Below are 14,658 nucleotides of genomic sequence, written 5' to 3'. Positions count from 1 at the left end.
CGGTGCATTTTGAAGCGCGTGATTGTTGCAATCAATCATTGGACCGCTCTAGCCCAGGTGGGCTACGCTTCGCCCATCCTATGATCAGTGCGGAGTGACGGCCGGCAACAGTGCCATCAGCGTCATCGGCGCGACGCCGAACAGGAGGATCAGCACACTGCAGACGATCAGCAGGCCGCGATCCAGCGGCGGCAGAGGTTCGGCCTCGGCGTGGCTTTGCCCAATGAGCGGCGCGGTGAAGAACCTCGCGTAGTAGAAGAAGCCCAGCGACGAGCCGGTGACGGCGATCGCCAGCAGCGCCCACAATCCGCCGTCTACCAGCACGCGCAGCAGATACAGCTTGGCGATGAAGCCGCCCGCCGCGGGCAGGCCGGCGAGCGACAGCATCGACAGCGACAGTGCGATCGCTTCCAGCGGCCGCCGCTTCACCAACCCGTGCAGATCCGGCAGCGTCGGGGCGCGGCCGAGCAGCCCGGCGACGCACAGCGCCACCAGCATCGCCGGTGCGTAGACGCCGAGATAGAACAGCGCCGCTTCGCCGGCGAGCGGCTGGCCCGACGCCAGGAGCAGCGCGACGTAGCCGGAATGCGCGATGGTCGAGTAGCCGAGCATCCGCGGCAGCTGCGGCTGGCGCAGCGCCAGCAGATTGCCGGCCAGCACCGAGGCGGCGCCGAGCGCCGCAAGGCCGCTGCTCCACACCGGCTCGGGCAGATGCGCGGTGAGCACCAGCCGCAGGATCACGATCGTCATCGCCGCCTTGGACACGACGCCGGCCAGCGCCGCCGCACTCGCCGGCGAGGCTTCGAACGCGTCCGGCGTCCACATGTGGAACGGCACCAGAGAAAACTTGAAGCCGAGGCCCGCGAGCAGCAGCGCGGTGCCGAGCGCCGCCAGCGCGTCGTGCCCGGTCCAGCCGGCAAAGTCGAGCGCGCCGGTCTCCGCGTAGATCAGCGCGATGCCGAGCAGCAGCGCCGACGAGGCGAGCCCGCTCATCACCAGAAACTTGTAGGCCGCCTCGAGGCCCTGCCGTGACAGCCGATACGCGAACAGCGCGATCAGCGACAGGCTGACGATCTCGATGCCGAGAAACAGCGTCGCCGCATGGCCCGCGCCCGCCAGCGTCACCGCGCCGGTCGCCACCAGCACCAGCAGCGACGGCGCCTCTTTGGCGGGATGACCGGTGCGCAGGAACACCAGCGCGCCGAGCGAAGCGAGACAGATATAGACGATGCCGAACCGCGCGATCGCGTCATCGGTGAACAGCGCGCCCGTGGGCGCCGCTGGCGCACCGAGCCGTAGCAGCACTAGCGCCGCGGCCGCGGCGAGCCCCGCGGCTGCGGCCCCCTGCGCGGCTTCGATACGCGCCAACGGCACCAGCATCATCGCCGCGATGGCGGCGACGGCCAGCACGATGAGCGGCGAAAGCGCGGCGAACTGGGTTGCGGTCATGGCGCGGCGATCACGGCGTCTGGATTAGCGCGGCCCTGATCGCCGGCTCGAGCAGCGCCAGCAGGCTCTGCGGATAGAGGCCGATCACCAGCGTGGCGAGGCCCATCACCACCACAGGCGCATATTCGCGCCAGCTCAGATCGGCGAGCGGCCCGGCCGGCTTCGGCAGGCCGAACACCAGTCCCTTCAACAGGCGCGTCGCGTAGATCACCGAGACGATCAGCGTCGACAGCGCCAGCAGCGCGAACACCCAATTGACCTGGAAGATGCCGACCACCACCAGCGCCTCGCCGACGAAATTCGCCGTGCCGGGCAGCGCCAGCAGCGCCGAGCAGAACAGTGCGAACGCCGCGGCGAATTTCGGCGCGACCTGCTGCAGGCCGCCGAGCTGGCGCAGATCGCGCGTATGGGTGCGCTCGTACAGCGCGCCGATCAGCAGGAACAGCGCCGAGGCCGAGAACGAATGCGCGATCATCTCGACTGCGGCGCCGGCCAGTGCGTAGTGCACGCCGGCCGAGATGCCCATCAGCACGATCGCCATATGGGCGATCGACGTGTAGGCGACCAGCCGCTTGGCGTCGTTCTGGCCGCAGGCAACGAGGCCGCCATACAGCGCGCCGGCGGCGCCGAGCGCGATGCCGTAAGGTGCCACGGCGGCGAGCCCCTCGGGAAACAGCATCGGCGCGAAGCGGAACAGGCCGTAGGCGCCGGTCTTCAGCAGGATGCCGGCGAGCAGGATCGAGCCCGCGGTCGGCGCCAGCGTGTGCGCCTCCGGCAGCCAGGCGTGGAACGGAGGCACCGACAGCTTGACCATGAAGGCCAGCGAAAAGCCGAGCAGCATCCAGACCTGCGCCGACGTCGAGAGCTTCATCTCGGCGAGTTCGAACGCGCTGAACGTCATGTGATCGGACATCGCCGCCAGCGCGAACGACGCTGCGAGCAGACCGAAGCCGGCGACCGCGTTGAAGATCAGGAATTTCAGCGCCGCACCTTCCTTGTCGCCATGCCCCCACACGGCGATCAACATAAAGGCCGGCACCAGCATCGCCTCCCAGAAGAACGCGAAGATCAAGAGGTCGAACGAGATGAAGACCCCGACGGTGGCGGACACCGTCCAGCACAGGCTGGCGTGAAACAGCCCGGACTGCGTAGGGATCTCCGTCCACGACGCCATCACCGAAATGATGCCGAGCCCCGCGGCGATCGCGATCAGCGCGGCGGACAGGCCGTCGAGCGCGAAGTCGAGCGCGATGCCGAACGACGGCACCCACGGATAGCTGACCTTGGCGTACCAGCGGCCCTCCGGCGCGCCGGCGACGATCGCGATAAGCAGCACCAGCATCAGCGCGAAGGTCGCGATGCTGACCCAGCGCTCGCGTTCGCCCTTGCCGGCGACCAGAAACGCAACGACGCCGCCGAAGGCCGGCAGCAGAATAAGCGCGATCAGCGCCATGATGTCCCCCAGGCAAACAACAACAGCGCCGCGCAGCCGAGCGCTATCCACAGTGAGTGATCGCGGACGCGGCCGGTCTGAACCCGGCGCGCCTGCGCCCAGGCGAGGCCGAAGCCGCCCGCAAAGCCCATCCAGCCGCGGTCGATCGCATCCGGCCTGAACCGCGCGACGAAGCCGCTGACGAACAGCCGCGCCGCAGCGACGACAAACCGACCAACCGGATCGCCGGAGACCAGCCGCACCACCGGCGTCTGGCCTTCGGTCGCGCGGGTGATGAAGTCGGGCGAGACCGCGCCGCCATGCGCCAACGGGTCGTCCGCCGGCAGGCCGGGCACCTCGACGCCCTCGCGGCGCAGTTCCGCCGCGCGCGCGAACGCCTCGGTGCCCTCGGCATTGCCGAGCACGAAGGCGACACGGCGGAAGCGGCGGACGAAGTAGTAATAATACAGCACGTCGACGCGGAAGATGCGGACGTGGCGCAGCCGCTGCGCCGCCCGCTCCAGCTCGCGCGGATGCCGCACGATCTGCCGGGCCAGCAGCACACCCAGGATCGGCGCAGCAGCGCCGAGCAGCGTCGGCAGCAGCGGGATGTGATCCGGCGTGCCGCCGGCGAAGCCGATCAGCGCGCCGACCGAAAGGCCGCCGGCGACCGCGACCGTGGTGAGCACGACCAGCGGGATCATCACCGCCGCCCCGCCCCACGGCGGCGCGGCGAGTTCGGCGGACTGACTGCCGGCGACGAACACCACGCGGAACGCATAGGCGCCGGTCAGCATCGCCGCAGTTGCTGCCAGCAGCCACAGCGGCACGCCCCACGGCCCGCTGCTCCACACCGCGGCCAGCACTGCTTCTTTCGAGTACCAGCCCGCGGTGATCACCGGCAGGCCGGCGAGCGACGCCGCGCCGATCGCAAACGCCCAGAACGCCCAGGGCTGGCGATAGCGCGCACCGCGCAGCGCCTCGATCGCGGTCGAGCCGCCGGAGGCGTGGCTCATCACGCCGGCGCTGAGGAACAGCAGCGACTTGAACGCGGCATGGATGGCGAAATGCGCCAGCGCCACGGCCGGTGCGCCGAGGCCGAGCGCCAGCACCATGAAGCCGATCTGGCTCATGGTCGAAAACGCCAGCAGCTTCTTCACATCGGTCTGGATCAGCGCGACCAGCGCGCCGAGCGCCGCGGTGGCGATGCCCAGCATGGCTACCATCGCGGAGATTTCCGGTGCGGCCGCGAACAGCGGCGCGAGCCGCGCCAGCAGGATCACGCCGGCCGCGACCATCGTGGCGGAATGCAGCAGCGCCGACACCGGCGTCGGGCCGGCCATCGCGCTCGGCAGCCAGGTGTGAAACGGGATCTGCGCCGATTTGCCGAGCGCGCCGAGCGCGATCAGCCCGGCGATCGGCGCCAGCCGCCACGGATCGATCGCCGGCACCGCGGCCAGCATGCCGTCGAGCCGCGTGGTGCCGGCGGACAGAAACAGCATCATCAGGCCGGCGAGCAGCATGCTGTCGGCGATGCGCGTGGTGATCAGCGCCTTGCGGCCGGCCGACACCGCCTTCGGCAGCTGATCGTAGAACGCGATCAGCATGAAGCTGCACAGGCCGATGGTTTCCCAGCCGAGAAACAGCAGGATGACGTCGGCGGCGAACACCACCGCCAGCATGCCGGCGAGAAACAGGTTCATCACCGCGAAGAAGCGGCGCAGATCCGGCACCGGTTCCGACGCCATGTAGGCGCCCGAATAGATCAGCACCAGCGCGCCGACCAGCACCACGGTGCCGCCGGTGACCATGCTGAGCGGATCCATCGACATCGCAATCTGTGCGACGAACACGCCGGTGTCGATCGACAGGATCGGCACCACCGCGCCCGCCACGCAGCCGCCGTCGAGGCAGCCCAGCGCCACCGGCGCAAACAGGATCGCCGGCAGCACCGCGGCGCCGACGCCGAGCGCGATCACCGCGGCACGCGGCAGCGCGATCGGCACCAGCGACAACACGATGAAGCCGAGCAGCGCCGGCATCGGGACGAAGGGAAGCAGCTGTGCCATGCTCACCCCTTCATGCCGCTGATCAGATCGCTGTCATCGCTGCCGGCGACGCGGCGGATCCGCAGCAGCAGCGCCAGCCCGACCGCAACCTCGGCGGCGGCCAGCGTCAGCACCAGGACGAACATCCCCTGCCCTTGCGGATCGGCGTGATACGCGCCAGCCGCCACGAAGGCGAGCGCGGGGCCGCTGAGCGCGACTTCCAGCGCGACGAGCTGAAACATGATGCCGCGCCGTGCCAGCACGCCGAACAGGCCGATCGCGAACAGGCCGGCGGCGAGGATCATCAGGCCGATCAGATCCGAGCCGGTCATGGGCGCTTCCCCGATGCGCGATCGCTGCGGCCGATATGCCGGACGCCGATCAGCCCGGCGAGCAGCAGCAACGAGGCGAGTTCGATCGCCAGTGCCCACGGCCCGAACAGCAGCCGCCCGACCTCCTGCGCCGACACCGGCGCAGCGACGGTGTTGGCCGAGATGCCGAACTGCCCGAACGCGAACGGCGCGATCACGAGCGCCGACATCAGCAGCGGCAACGGCCAAGCCCCGCGCAGCGTCAGCCGCTCGCGCGCCGTCGCCTCCGGCGAGGTCGGCAGCGTCATCACCACGAACACGAACAGCACGACGATCGCGCCGGCATAGATCATGATCAGCAGCACCGCCGCGAACGCCGCGCCGAGTGCGAAGAAGCACACCGCCAGCGCCAGCAGCGTCACCACGAGATACAGCAGCGCATGCACCGCATTGGGCCGGGTCACGGCGAGCGCGGCGGAGACGAGGGCGAAGGCGCCGGCATAGAGCGCGAGCGACAGGCTCATGGCAGCAGCCCCTTCAGATCGACCGGCGGCGCTTCGTGCTCGGCCTCGCCCTTGTCCTTGCCATCGATCGCCTTGCCGGCGACCGACCAGTAGCGATAGCCGCGCACCTTGCCCTCGCCGGCGATCAGCAGATCGTGCTTCTCGTAGACCAGCGCATCGCGGCGCCATTCGCCGAGCTCGAAATCCGGCGTGAGCTGGATCGCCGCCGTCGGGCACGCCTCCTCGCAGAAGCCGCAGAAGATGCAGCGGGCGAAATTGATGCGGAAATGCTCCGGGTACCAACGGCCGTCCTCGGCCACGGCTTTGGCGAGATCGATGCAGCCGACCGGGCACACCGCCGCGCACAGATTGCAGGCGACGCAGCGCTCCTGGCCGTCCGGATCGCGCGTCAGCACGATGCGGCCGCGCGTGCGCGGGTACAGCTTCGGCTTCTCTTCGGGATAGAGCTGCGTCTCCGGCTTGACGAACAGCTTGCGGCCGACCCGCAGCAGGGCTTCGAGCCATCCGATCATGGCGCACTCCTCGCCACCACGACGATGCCGGTGAGCAGCAGATTGAGCAGCGACAGCGGCAACGCGATTTTCCAGGCGAAGCTCAGCAACTGATCGTAGCGCGGCCGTGGCAGCGTGGCCCGGAGCCAGACGAACACCACGGCGATCACGCCGGTCTTGAGGCCAAACCATACTGGGCCGGGCAGCCACGGCCCGAGCCAGCCACCGAAGAACAGCGTCACCGCCAGCGCCGACACCAGCAGCACCGCGAGATATTCGCCGAGGAAGAACAGGCCGAACGACATGCCGGTGTATTCGGTGATAAAGCCGGCGACGAGATCGTTCTCGGATTCCGGCAGGTCGAACGGCAGCCGGTGCGCGGCGGCGACGCCCGCGATGGTGAACAACGCTGCGCCGAGCGGCTGCAGCAGCACGAACCAGGCGCCGCGCTGCGCCTCGACGATCTCGCTCATCGACAGCGAGCCGGCCAGCATCACCACGCCCATCAGCGACAGCCCGAGGAACACCTCATAGGCCAGCATCTGTGCCGCGGCGCGCATGCCGCCCATCAGCGAGAAGCGATTGTGCGAGGCCCAGGCGCCGAGCAGCACGGCGTAAGCTGTCAGCCCGAGCATGCCGAGCAGGAACAGCACGCCGACATCGACCGGCGCCAGCGCGACGCCGTCGCCGATCGCCACCACGCCGAAGCCGATCAGCACCGGCGTCGCGGCGACTGCGGGCGCCAGGATGTAGGTGAACTTGTCGGCGCCGGGCGGCGGCACATCTTCCTTGGTGAGGATCTTCACCGTATCGGCAACCCATTGCAGCGAGCCGAACGGCCCGACGCGGTTGGGGCCATAGCGCTCCTGCACGAAGCCGAGCAGCCGCCGCTCCACCCAGGTGAAGGTGCCGGCGATCACCAGCAGCGCCATGATCAGCGCCGCCGAGATCGTCGCGGTGATGATCATCCCGATCATGACGCCGCCTCCACCCGCACGCGGCGCAGCGGCCCGCGTGGCACGATCAGGCCCGCGCTGATCGCGACGCAGCCGCGCGGCAGCGATGCGTCGAGCGCGACATGCGCGGTGCAAGGCTGGCCGTCGATCAGCACCGCAGCGCCCTCCGCGAGGCGCTGCATCGCGGCGTCGTCCGGATGCAGCAGCAGGCGCGGCTGCGGCCGCCGCGCCGTCAGCAATGCGCTGGCGCGGCTGAGATCGAAGCCGGTGAAGGCGTCGTGCAGCGGGATCAGCAGCAGCCCCTCGCCGTCCACCGGCGCCGGCGCAGCCGCATCGGGCAACGACATTTCGCCCGCCTTCAACAGTATCGCGCCGGGATCGCCGCCGCGCAGCGGGCCGCCGATCTCTTCTACGAAGCGCGTGACGTTGTTGGCCGAGTGCTGACCGGAGGTCTTGTAGCTGGTGATAAGCGCCGGCGGCACTTTGGTCCCGCGCGCGCCCTTGATGCCGAAAGTCAGCGGCGAATCCGGATCGATCGGCGGCGCGGCGTCGGCGAACTGCCCGGCGCGATCGTCCGCGGTGCGGCCCGAATACGGCCGCGGCGCGCGGGTGACTTGGCCGTCGGCCATCATGAAGTCGGCGTCCGGCGCCGCATCGGCGACACCGACGAGATCGGCACGCTCGACGATCAGGTCGCCGATCAGCGCGTCGAGGCCGTGCCAATCCCCGGCGCCGAACGCATCGAGCCGGCGCCAGGACGATGGCGCTGTCTCCGACGGCGGCAGCGCGGCGATGAAGCGCTGCGCGCGGCCTTCGTAGTTGACGAAGGTGCCGGTGCATTCGGTGAACGCGGCGACCGGCAGCGCGACCGAGGCCCGCGCCGTCGTCTCGCTCGCCATCGCATCCAGCGCGACGACGGCTTTAGCGGCCGCGAACAGCCGCTCGACACTGGGACGCGGCGCGCGGTCGAACAGATCGGCTTCGAGCACGATCGCAGTCTTGGCGGCGCCGCGCTCGAGCAGCGCCGCGGCGCTCTCGATGCCGTCGCCGCCGAGCAGCGCCAGGCCGAGGCTGTTGGCCTCGGGCGTCAGCAGCGCGATCTTCGCCTTGGCGCCGAGCGCCGACGCGATGGACGCAGCCGCCTCGACGATCCCGGCTGCGCCGAGCGAGCAGCCCGCGATGATCAATGGCCGCTGCGCAACGGCAAGGATCTCGGCTACGCGCTGTGCCTCCGCATCAGCGATCGCTTTGCCGCCGAGCGCATCGGCGATCGCAGCCCCGAACGCGGCAATCCTCTGCGGATCGCAGCGCAGCGACAGCGTGGCGATGTCGTCGAGTGCGTCGGGCAGCGGCGTCGCCAGCACGATCGGCGAGCGGCGGCCTTCGCCGGCGGTGCGCACCGCCGGATCGAGCCATTGCGGCACGCCCTTCTGCGCGGCGAGTTCGCGCTCGGCGCCGCGCGCGGTCTGGCGCAGCGCCAGCGCCAGGCGCGGCGATGCGTTGGTCAGATCCTCGCCCAGCACCAGCACCGCGTCGGCACGCTCGACCTCGGCGAGCGAGGCGACCTTCGCCGGCCCGGCGCGGACGATCTCGACGATGCGCCGCACCAGCCGTGCCTCGGCATCCGAGACGCCGGCGAAGAACCGCTCCGGCCCGACCAGCCGCTGCAGCGCGTAATTGGCTTCCAGCGAGGCGCGCGGCGAACCGATGCCGATCGCGCCCTCGGCCACGGCCGCATGCGCCGCCGCACAGGCGTCGTGCTCGCTCGCCGGCTCGCCATGCATCAGCGGCTGACTCAGCCGATGATCCGAGACGACATGCAGCGGGCCATAGCGCCCCCGGTCGCAGATGAAGTAGCCGTTGAGCGCCCCGTGATACCGGTTCTGCACACGGCGCACCCGGCCGCCGCGCTGGTCGACCAGGATGTTGCAGCCGAGCGCACAATGCGGGCAGATGGACGGCGTGGCCCGCATGTCCCATTTGCGCGCATAATCCTCCGACCACCCCCTGTCGTTGAACACACCGGTCGGGCAGACTTCGGCGAGATTGCCGGCGAACGGGCTCTCCAGCACGCCGTCCTCGGCGCGGCCGAAATACACGTTGTCATGCGCGCCGAACGCATCGAGATCGCGGCCGCCCGCGTAGTCGCGATAGAACCGCGTGCAGCGATAGCAGGCGATGCAGCGGTTCATCTCGTGCGTCAGCAGCGGGCCTAGATCCTGATTGCGGTGCGTGCGCTTGGTGAATCGATAGCGGCGGTCGAGGTGGCCGGTCGCGATCGTCATGTCCTGCAGATGGCAGGAGCCGGCTTCCTCGCACACCGGGCAGTCGTGCGGATGGTTGACCATCAGCCATTCGATCACTTGGGCCCGGAAAGCCGTGGCCTCCGGATCGCTGACCGAGACGCGTTCGACATCGGCGACCGGCGTCATGCACGACATAACGATGCGGCCTTCGGTGTCGTCCGGTCCGGCATAGACTTTGACGGCGCATTGCCGGCAGGCGCCCACCGAGCCGAGCGCGCCGTGCCAGCAGAAATACGGCACGTCGATGCCGTGCGTCAGACACGCCGACAGCAGGTCCTCGTCGTCCCTGGCCTCGATGATGCGGCCGTCGATGTCGATCTTCTTCGTCATGCGCGGCCCACCGGACAATGGCCCGCGAGGTGGGCAGTGAAGATATCGCCGAAGCGTTCGAGCCCGCTGCGCAGCGGCGTCAGCGCGCCGGTGTTGAGATCGCAATAGGACCGGCCCGACGGCCCGGACAGCGCGACGTGCTGATGCAGCAACTCGATATCGCCACGGGTGCCGTTGCCGGCCTCCAGCGTATCGAGCAGCTTCGCCACCCACGGCAGGCCGTCGCGGCACGGCGTGCACAGCCCGCAGCTCTCGCGGGCATAGAACCGCATATGCCGACCGATCGCCGCGACCGGGCAGGCGTGGTCGTCGAGCACGATCAGCGCGCCGGTGCCGAGCGAAGACCCGGCTTTTTTGGTGTGGGCGAAGTCGAGCGGGACGTCGAGATCGGCGGTTTCGAGAAACGCCGTCGCGCCGCCACCGGGCTGGAACGCGAACAGCGAACGCTCGTTGCGGATGCCGCCGCACAGCTCGAGCAACTCGCGCGCGGTCGTCCCCATCGGCGCTTCGATCAGTTGCGGACGCGTCACGCAGCCGGAAACGCCGTACAGCTTGGTGCCGCCCTCCTCGCTGCGCGCGAGCGACCGATACCAGTCCGCACCGTTCTCGATAATCGACGGCACGGCCGACAGCGTCTCGACGTTGTTGACCGTGGTCGGCCTGCCCCACAGTCCACTAACCGCCGGATAAGGCGGCCGATGCCGCGGCACCGGGCGCTCGCCTTCGAGCGCGGCGATCAGCGCAGTCTCCTCGCCGACGATGTAACGGCCTGCGGAGGCGTGCACCCGCATCGTGAGATCGAAACCCGAGCCGAGAATATCGCGGCCGAGCAGGCCGGCTCCTTCCGCCTCGGCGATCGCGCGGGTCAGCGCCGTCGCGGCGGCACGATACTCGTCGCGCACCAGGATGATCACTTCGGTCGCGCCGATCGCGTAGGCGGCAATCAGCGCGCCCTCGATCAGTTGATGCGGCAGCGCCTCCATCAGCAGGCGGTCCTTGAACGAGCCCGGCTCGGTCTCATCGCCGTTGACGCAGAGATAGCGCGGACCCGGCCCGGCCTTCTCGGCACCGCTGCGCATGAAGCGCCATTTGTTCGCGGTCGGGAAACCCGCGCCGCCGCGGCCGCGCAGGCCCGCGGCCTCGACCATCGCGATGACCGCCTCGGGGCTGTGGCGCTTCAGCGCCTGCATCAGCGCCGCGTAGCCGCCGAGCCCGCGCCAGGCGGCGAGGCTGTGCGGCTGACGATCGGCGCGGGCGCGGCCGGTGAGCGGCTTGTCGCTCATCGCGCACCTCCAGTAGCGTTGCCACGGATCAGCGCATCGAGCGCGTCCGGCGTCAGCGGCCCGACCAGCTTGCGCTCCGGGCCGACCAGCGCCACCGGCGCACGGTCGCAGCCGCCGACGCAGCAGATGTTGATCAGCGTGAACTTTCCATCGGCGGTGGTCTCGCCGAAGCCGATGCCGAGCTTGCTCATCACCGCATCGCGCACGGCGTCGCCGCCGCACAGATAGCAGCTCAGCCCGTCGCACAGCAGGATCACGGTGTCGCCGACCGGACGGCGGAAGATCTGGCTGTAGAACGTCGCGAGGCTCTCGATCTCGGCGGTAGTGACGCCGAGCGTGCGCGCGGCCTCGGCCAGATGCTCGTCGGACACCCAGCCCTCGGCTTCCTGCACCAGCTTCAGCGCGTCGAGCATCGCCGCCTTGCCGCCATGAGCGGCAGCAGCCTGCGCGATCGCCGTCTTGATCGGGGCGCTGAGGCTCATCGGTCGACGTCCGACATCACATAGTCGATGCTGCCCAGATAGGCGACGAGGTCCGCCACCATCATGCCGGGCGCAACGGCTGATATCATCTGCAGATGCGGGAACGACGGCGTGCGGATGCGGGTGCGATAGCTCGACGGCTCGCCGTCGGAAATCAGCGCGAATTGCGTCAGTCCGCGTACGGTTTCAACTTGTCCCGTGTATTCGCCAGCCGGCAGCACAGGGCCCCAGCTCGCGCCGACGAAATGATGGATCATGGTTTCGATGTCGTGCAGCATGCGCTCGCGCGGCGGCGGCGTGGTCAGCGGATGGTCGGCCTTGATCGGGCCGGACGGCATGTTGTCGACGCACTGCCGGATGATCTTCAGCGACTGCCGGATCTCCTCGACCCGCACCACCGTGCGGTCGTAGCAATCGCCATTGTGGCCGGTCGGAATCTCGAAGTCGAAATGTTCGAAACCCGCATAGGGCCGCGCCTTGCGGACATCCCAGGCTTGGCCAGTGGCGCGAAGCCCGGGCCCGGTCACGCCCCATTCATGCGCCATCGCCGTATCGTATGCCGCAACACCTTTGGTGCGCGCGCGGAAGATTTCGTTGCGCAGCACCATGCCTTCGTAGTCGTCGAGCCGCGACGGCATCCAATCGAGGAATTCGCGGATGATCTTGTCCCAGCCCTCCGGCAGATCCATCGACAGGCCGCCGATGCGGAAGTAACCGGGATGCATCCGCGCGCCGGTGATCGACTCGATGACGCGGTAGCCGCGCTCGCGATCGGTGAACATGTAGAACACCGGCGACATCGCCCCGGTGTCCTGCGCCATGGTGCCGTAGAACAGCAGATGGTTCATGATGCGGAACATCTCCGACAGCATGATCCGCACCGTCAGCGCGCGATCCGGCGGAGTGATGCCGCAGGCTTTCTCGACCGCCTGCAGATACGGCATCTCGCCCATCACGCCGCCGAGATAGTCGACGCGGTCGGTGTAGGGCAGGAAGTTGTGCCAGGTCTGGCGCTCGGCCATCTTCTCGGCGCCGCGATGGTGGAAGCCGATGTCCGGCCGCGCCGCGACGATCTCCTCGCCGTCGAGCGCCAGCACGATGCGGAACACGCCGTGGGTCGCCATCGAATGCGGCCCGTAGTTCAGGATCATCAGCTCGACGCCGTCGCGATGCGTCGGTAGGCCGAACTTCTCCGGATCGGCGGCGAGCGCGTGCTCCTTGGCGTCGAACAGCGCGGCGGTCATGTTGAACAACGGCCGCTCAGTGGCGCGCCCCGGCTGGGTCTTGCGCATCGGATGGCCTTCCCATCCGGGCGGCAGCAGGATGCGCAGCGAGTGCGGCTGCAGTTCGAACTCGACGCCGAACATGTCGTAGGCTTCGCGCTCGTACCACAGCGCATTGGCAAACACGCTGCCGATCGACTTGGCGCGCGGATACTCCGCATCGAGCGCCGTCTTGATCCGGATATCGGCGTTGCGGTCGTGCGACAGCAGATGGCTGGCGATGGTGATGCCGCTCGGCGGCTGGCCTTCGCGATGTTTTCGCGCGGTCTCGTCGATCGCCCACAGGTCGACCAGCATCTTGAACGGCCGATCGATCTCGTCCTTCAAGTAACGATGTACGGCGATCGTCGCCTCCGGCCGGATCCACACCGTCGGGAAGCTGTCGCGCGTGATCTGCTCGCTCAGCACCGCGTCTCCGAACCGCGCGCTGAGCTCGCCGACGAGGTCGGATCTGCTCACAATCGCTCCGGCGGATCGAGAAGGGTCTGCGCCATGCGTTCGTCGTGGCGCTGGTCGCGCCGACGCGGGGCATCGAAGCCGAGTCCGGCGGTGTTGCCGACGGTGACGCCGAGCGGGCGTCGCTCGCTGCCGATCTGCTGCTGCAGCATGATCAGCGCATCGAGCATCGCCTCCGGCCGCGGCGGACAGCCGGGGATGTAGACGTCCACCGGGATGAAGCGGTCGACGCCCTGCACCACCGAATAGATGTCGTACATGCCGCCCGAGCAGGCGCAGGCACCCATCGCGATCACCCAGCGCGGCGCGCGCATCTGCTCGTACAGCCGCAGCAGCGGCGCGGCCATCTTGTGAAACACGGTGCCGGACACGACCAGGAGATCGGCCTGCCGGGGCGAAGCGCGGATCACCTCGGCGCCGAACCGCGCCTGGTCATAGACCGGCGTCAGCACCGTGACCTGCTCGACGTAGCAGCACGACAGCCCGAAGTTGAACGGCCACAGGCTGTGCTTGCGCGACCAAGCGGTGAGGTCCTCGAGCGTGGTGAACAGGCTCGACAGCGCCATATGTTCTTCGACCGAGACGAGCTCGACCGACTCCAGCGAATTCGGCGGCTGCAACGTCATCGCTTGCGCTCCTTGTGCCAGTCGAGCGCGCCGTCGGCCCACAGATAGACCAGCGCCAGCAGCAGCACGCCGATGAACACCGCCGCCTCGATCAGGCCGAGCCAGCCGGTGTCGCGCGCCGCCACCGCCCAGGCGAACAGGATCGCCGCCTCCATGTCGAAGATCACGAACAGCGCTGCGATCAGGAAATACGGCGCATTCACCGGCCCCTGCTGCGGCGCGGCCGGCAGCACGCCACCCTCATAGGGCACGTCGGCGCGCGCGCCGGAGCGCTTCTCGCGCAGCCAGGCGGCGACCACAATGATCGCGGCGACGATGCCGGCCGACAGCGCCACGTGAATGGCGAGTGCGGCGCCCGGATCAATCGGGAAGATCAGGTCGCTCACCGGCGGGGCTCCTTGGGACGACAGGAAGCACGCGCGCCCCGAAGCCGGTCAGGCTACTGGAACGTTCGATGCATCGTCACCATGTCATCCGGAGCGTCAAGGACCGTTGACGCCGATCAAGGTCCGACCTCCGCAGGGGAGAAATCCCGTTTCGATATCCGCAGGTTGACCAACGGTAAAATTTGTCAAAAAGCCCCGTGACTGCGGCGTTTCCACCGTCCTGATCGGGCCTGTCGACCCCCCTGTGATTCGGGCGCCGGGCCAACTGCGGCACCATGCCGCCCTGCCAAACCCG

General features: G+C 68.9%; 13 protein-coding genes. All 13 read right to left on the bottom strand.

Annotated features, from left to right (window positions below; all coding sequences use genetic code 11):
* Positions 1-84: 84 nt before the first annotated feature.
* From ACFFJ6_RS03675 to ACFFJ6_RS03615, 13 genes are read right to left on the bottom strand one after another with little or no spacing between them, the layout of a single operon-like run.
* Positions 85-1,449 (bottom strand): NADH-quinone oxidoreductase subunit N, encoded by a 1,365-nt coding sequence (locus tag ACFFJ6_RS03675; protein ID WP_378384474.1) that lies wholly within the window; start codon positions 1,447-1,449, stop codon positions 85-87.
* A 10-nt stretch (positions 1,450-1,459) separates the two neighbouring features.
* The gene (locus ACFFJ6_RS03670; RefSeq protein ID WP_378384472.1) at positions 1,460-2,902 is read right to left on the bottom strand and encodes a complex I subunit 4 family protein; all 1,443 of its coding nucleotides are present in this window, start codon (positions 2,900-2,902) and stop codon (positions 1,460-1,462) included.
* Positions 2,893-4,950, bottom strand: a complete 2,058-nt coding sequence (locus tag ACFFJ6_RS03665) for an NADH-quinone oxidoreductase subunit 5 family protein (RefSeq protein ID WP_378384470.1) — start codon at positions 4,948-4,950, stop codon at positions 2,893-2,895. The genes ACFFJ6_RS03670 and ACFFJ6_RS03665 overlap by 10 nt, the downstream gene beginning before the upstream one ends.
* Before the next feature lie 2 nt (positions 4,951-4,952).
* A complete protein-coding gene (nuoK, locus tag ACFFJ6_RS03660) occupies positions 4,953-5,261 on the bottom strand; it encodes an NADH-quinone oxidoreductase subunit NuoK (protein ID WP_378384468.1) in 309 nt (102 codons plus the stop codon).
* Positions 5,258-5,764, bottom strand: a complete 507-nt coding sequence (locus ACFFJ6_RS03655; protein ID WP_378384466.1) for an NADH-quinone oxidoreductase subunit J family protein — start codon at positions 5,762-5,764, stop codon at positions 5,258-5,260. Before ACFFJ6_RS03655 ends, nuoK begins: the two co-directional genes overlap by 4 nt.
* Positions 5,761-6,276, bottom strand: a complete 516-nt coding sequence (gene nuoI / locus ACFFJ6_RS03650) for an NADH-quinone oxidoreductase subunit NuoI (RefSeq protein ID WP_378384464.1) — start codon at positions 6,274-6,276, stop codon at positions 5,761-5,763. The genes ACFFJ6_RS03655 and nuoI overlap by 4 nt, the downstream gene beginning before the upstream one ends.
* Positions 6,273-7,232, bottom strand: coding sequence for an NADH-quinone oxidoreductase subunit NuoH (gene nuoH, locus ACFFJ6_RS03645; RefSeq protein ID WP_378384462.1), 960 nt, complete (start codon positions 7,230-7,232; stop codon positions 6,273-6,275). The genes nuoI and nuoH overlap by 4 nt, the downstream gene beginning before the upstream one ends.
* Positions 7,229-9,847, bottom strand: a complete 2,619-nt coding sequence (nuoG, locus tag ACFFJ6_RS03640; protein WP_378384460.1) for an NADH-quinone oxidoreductase subunit NuoG — start codon at positions 9,845-9,847, stop codon at positions 7,229-7,231. The genes nuoH and nuoG overlap by 4 nt, the downstream gene beginning before the upstream one ends.
* Complete coding sequence (locus tag ACFFJ6_RS03635) at positions 9,844-11,130, bottom strand: complex I 51 kDa subunit family protein (protein WP_378384458.1); 1,287 nt, start codon at positions 11,128-11,130, stop codon at positions 9,844-9,846. Before ACFFJ6_RS03635 ends, nuoG begins: the two co-directional genes overlap by 4 nt.
* Positions 11,127-11,612, bottom strand: coding sequence for an NADH-quinone oxidoreductase subunit NuoE (gene nuoE / locus ACFFJ6_RS03630; protein WP_378384456.1), 486 nt, complete (start codon positions 11,610-11,612; stop codon positions 11,127-11,129). Before nuoE ends, ACFFJ6_RS03635 begins: the two co-directional genes overlap by 4 nt.
* Positions 11,609-13,354, bottom strand: a complete 1,746-nt coding sequence (gene nuoC / locus ACFFJ6_RS03625; protein WP_378384454.1) for an NADH-quinone oxidoreductase subunit C/D — start codon at positions 13,352-13,354, stop codon at positions 11,609-11,611. Before nuoC ends, nuoE begins: the two co-directional genes overlap by 4 nt.
* The gene (locus ACFFJ6_RS03620; protein ID WP_378384452.1) at positions 13,351-13,977 is read right to left on the bottom strand and encodes a NuoB/complex I 20 kDa subunit family protein; all 627 of its coding nucleotides are present in this window, start codon (positions 13,975-13,977) and stop codon (positions 13,351-13,353) included. The genes nuoC and ACFFJ6_RS03620 overlap by 4 nt, the downstream gene beginning before the upstream one ends.
* On the bottom strand, positions 13,974-14,363 hold the full coding sequence (locus tag ACFFJ6_RS03615; protein ID WP_378384450.1) for an NADH-quinone oxidoreductase subunit A: 390 nt from the start codon (positions 14,361-14,363) through the stop codon (positions 13,974-13,976). The genes ACFFJ6_RS03620 and ACFFJ6_RS03615 overlap by 4 nt, the downstream gene beginning before the upstream one ends.
* Positions 14,364-14,658 lie beyond the last annotated feature (295 nt).

The organism is Rhodopseudomonas telluris, assembly GCF_042432815.1.
Lineage (GTDB): Bacteria > Pseudomonadota > Alphaproteobacteria > Rhizobiales > Xanthobacteraceae > Rhodopseudomonas > Rhodopseudomonas telluris.
The sequence above is the reverse complement of the archived record's forward strand: the minus strand, read 5'-3'. Positions and strand labels throughout refer to the sequence as shown.